The sequence below is a fragment of the Caballeronia sp. M23-90 genome (assembly GCF_053574605.1).
Genome location: NZ_JBSIPA010000631.1, coordinates 1 through 2,947 on the forward strand (window position 1 = coordinate 1; position 2,947 = coordinate 2,947).

The 2,947-nt window shown below is 61.1% G+C and carries 3 protein-coding genes; all 3 read right to left on the reverse strand.

Annotation, left to right across the window (positions count from 1 at the left end; all coding sequences use genetic code 11):
- Positions 1–646, reverse strand: a 646-nt coding sequence (locus ACRXB1_RS33820) for a phospholipase D-like domain-containing protein (protein WP_449494508.1), incomplete at its 3' end; no start/stop codon positions are given.
- Positions 646–1,122, reverse strand: a complete 477-nt coding sequence (gene nudB, locus ACRXB1_RS33825) for a dihydroneopterin triphosphate diphosphatase (protein WP_449494509.1) — start codon at positions 1,120–1,122, stop codon at positions 646–648. The genes nudB and ACRXB1_RS33820, both read right to left, overlap by 1 nt.
- Before the next feature lie 111 nt (positions 1,123–1,233).
- Positions 1,234–2,946 (reverse strand): aspartate--tRNA ligase, encoded by a 1,713-nt coding sequence (gene aspS, locus ACRXB1_RS33830; protein ID WP_449494510.1) that lies wholly within the window; start codon positions 2,944–2,946, stop codon positions 1,234–1,236.
- Position 2,947 lies beyond the last annotated feature (1 nt).

Genomic DNA, 2,947 nt, shown 5'->3' on the forward strand with positions numbered 1-2,947 from the left:
TCCGGCTGCTACGGGATGAATCGCCGGGCGTGCCGCCCTGATCCGCCGGACGTGCGGTGCGCGGTTTCACGCCGAGGCGGATCCGCTGCCACTGGAGATCGAAGGCCTCGCGAACATCCGATACCACGGGCCCCTGCGCCTCCAGCGCGAAGTCCCATCGGGCGAATTCGATGCGCATGCCATTCTGCTCGTAGTCATCGACTATGTTGATGCCGCCGCAGAACGCAATCTGCCGGTCGATCACCACCAGTTTCCGATGCGTCCGCGAGAACCCGAGCTGACCGAACAGATGCGGGTTATAGATGCGATGTTCGATGTTCGCTGCGGGCCATTCATCGAAAAGCGGAAGCTTCGCCGTCCCGATGCCGTCCGTGATAACGCGCACGTGCACGCCGCGCCGCGCCGCGTTCATCAACGCGGTCGAAACGGCGCGGCCGGCGGCGTCATCGCAGAAAATATAGGTTTCGAGCGAGACCTCGTGCTTCGCGGCGTCGATGCGGCCAATCAGCGCCGGAAAAAACGCATCGCCCGATTTGAGCAATTTGACCGTGTTGTTGATCGTGAAGCACAACCTTCCCGGGCGGCGGCCGCGAAACAGCGCCTGCTTGAGTCGCGCAAAGCGACGCGAAGGTCCGCCGAAACCCATCACCGGCTGTGCTCCGCGAGCCGCTCGGGCAATTGCAGGATCGCCTCGCGATTGGACGACGAGAAACATTTCGCCGCGGCCTCGCGGAACGGCAACCAGAGAAATGCGGTGTGCTCGCGCGGCGCGAGCGTGACGGGAATGCCGTGCGGCACGAGCAGGCTGAACTGGTGCTCGACGTTGCGCACCACGCCTTCAGCATAGCGATGCCGCCATTCGGGATAGATGTCGTACTCGATCTCATGATGCCAGTCGATGAGCGAACGCTCGGGCACGCCCGGGCTTCCGACCACGATGCCGGTTTCCTCGGCCACTTCACGCGCGGCGGTGAGGGCGAAGGGTTCATCGATGTGATCTTTCGAGCCCGTCACGGACTGCCAGAATCCCGGCCGGTCGGCGCGCTCGATGACGAGCACGTCCATTTGGGGCGTATGGATGACAACAAGAACGGATTCGGGAATTTTTGGCGGCTTGGGCATTTTGGAAACGGCGCGGCCATTCGTGGAAGCTGGCCGAAGAATGTACCCCAAAAAACGAAAAAGGCGCATCAGGCGCCTTTTTCGTTTCGGGTGTTGCAGATGGATTACGGCTTACTGCACCTTCGGTTCCGGCTGGCGCAAACGAATATGCAGTTCCTTCAACTGCCGTTCGTCCACTTCGCTCGGGGCTTGCGTGAGCAAGTCGGTCGCGCGCTGCGTCTTCGGGAACGCGATCACGTCACGGATCGAATCGGCACCGGCCATCATCGTGACAATCCGATCCAGACCGAACGCAATACCGCCGTGCGGCGGCGCGCCGTACTGCAGCGCGTCGAGCAGGAAGCCGAACTTGATCCGCGCTTCTTCAGCGTTGATCTTCAGCGCGCGGAACACCTTGCTCTGCACTTCTTCCTGATAGATCCGCACCGACCCGCCACCGATTTCCCAGCCGTTCAACACCATGTCATAAGCCTTGGCAAGGCAGCGGCCCGGATCTGTCTCCAGATATTCCAGATGCTCGTCTTTCGGGCTCGTGAACGGGTGATGCGCGGCCACGTAGCGGTTGTCTTCTTCATCGAACTCGAACATCGGGAAATCGATGACCCACAGCGGCTTCCAGCCCGATTCGAACAGGCCGTTCGCGCGGCCAAATTCCGAGTGACCGATCTTCAGGCGCAGCGCGCCCAGGCTGTCGTTCACCACCTTCGCGCGATCCGCCGCGAAGAAAATGATGTCGCCGTCTTGCGCGCCGGTCCGTTCAATGATCGCGGTGATCGATGCGTCGTGCAGGTTCTTTACAATCGGGCTTTGCAGGCCGTCGCGGCCCTTCGCGATGTCATTCACCTTGATCCAGGCCAGGCCCTTCGCGCCGTAGATACGCACGAACTCCGTGTAGCCGTCGATCTCGCTACGCGTCATCTCGCCGCCGCGCGGCACGCGGATTGCCGCCACGCGGCCATCCTTGGAGTTGGCCGGCGTACTGAAGACCTTGAAATCAACGTCACGGACAGCATCCGTCAGGTCCGTGAATTCGAGCTTAACGCGCAGGTCCGGCTTGTCCGAACCAAAGCGGCGCATGGCTTCCGAATACAGCATGACCGGGAATTTTTCGTCGAGCGAAACGTCGATGGTCTTCTTGAACACGTGACGGATCATCGCTTCGAACAAGTCGCGGATTTCCTGCTCGCTCAGGAACGACGTTTCACAGTCGATCTGCGTGAATTCCGGCTGACGATCGGCGCGCAGGTCTTCGTCGCGGAAGCACTTCACGATCTGGTAATAACGATCGAAGTTCGCGACCATCAGCAATTGCTTGAACAATTGCGGCGACTGCGGCAACGCGAAGAACTGGCCGGGGTTCGTACGCGACGGCACCAGGTAATCGCGCGCGCCTTCCGGCGTGCTCTTGGTCAACATTGGCGTTTCAATGTCGATGAAACCCTGCTCGTCCAGGTACTTGCGCACTTCGATTGCCACGCGATACCGCAAGCGCAGGTTCTGCTGCATCTGCGGACGGCGCAGGTCGAGCACACGATGCGTGAGGCGCGTGGTTTCGGACAGGTTGTCGTCGTCGAGCTGGAACGGCGGCGTGACCGACGGGTTCAGTACATTCAGCTCATGGCACAGCACTTCAATCTTGCCGCTCGTCAGGCCAGCGTTCACCGTGCCCTCGGGCCGAGCGCGCACGATACCTTTCACCTGCATCTGCGGACGGCGCAGGTCGAGCACACGATGCGTGAGGCGCGTGGTTTCGGACAGGTTGTCGTCGTCGAGCTGGAACGGCGGCGTGACCGACGGGTTCAGTACATTCAGCTCATGGCACAGC

Coding starts and splice junctions, on each gene's coding strand:
- nudB (WP_449494509.1), bottom strand. CDS start 1,122: ATGCCCAAGCCGCCAAAAATTCCCGAATCCGTTCTTGTTGTCATCCAT.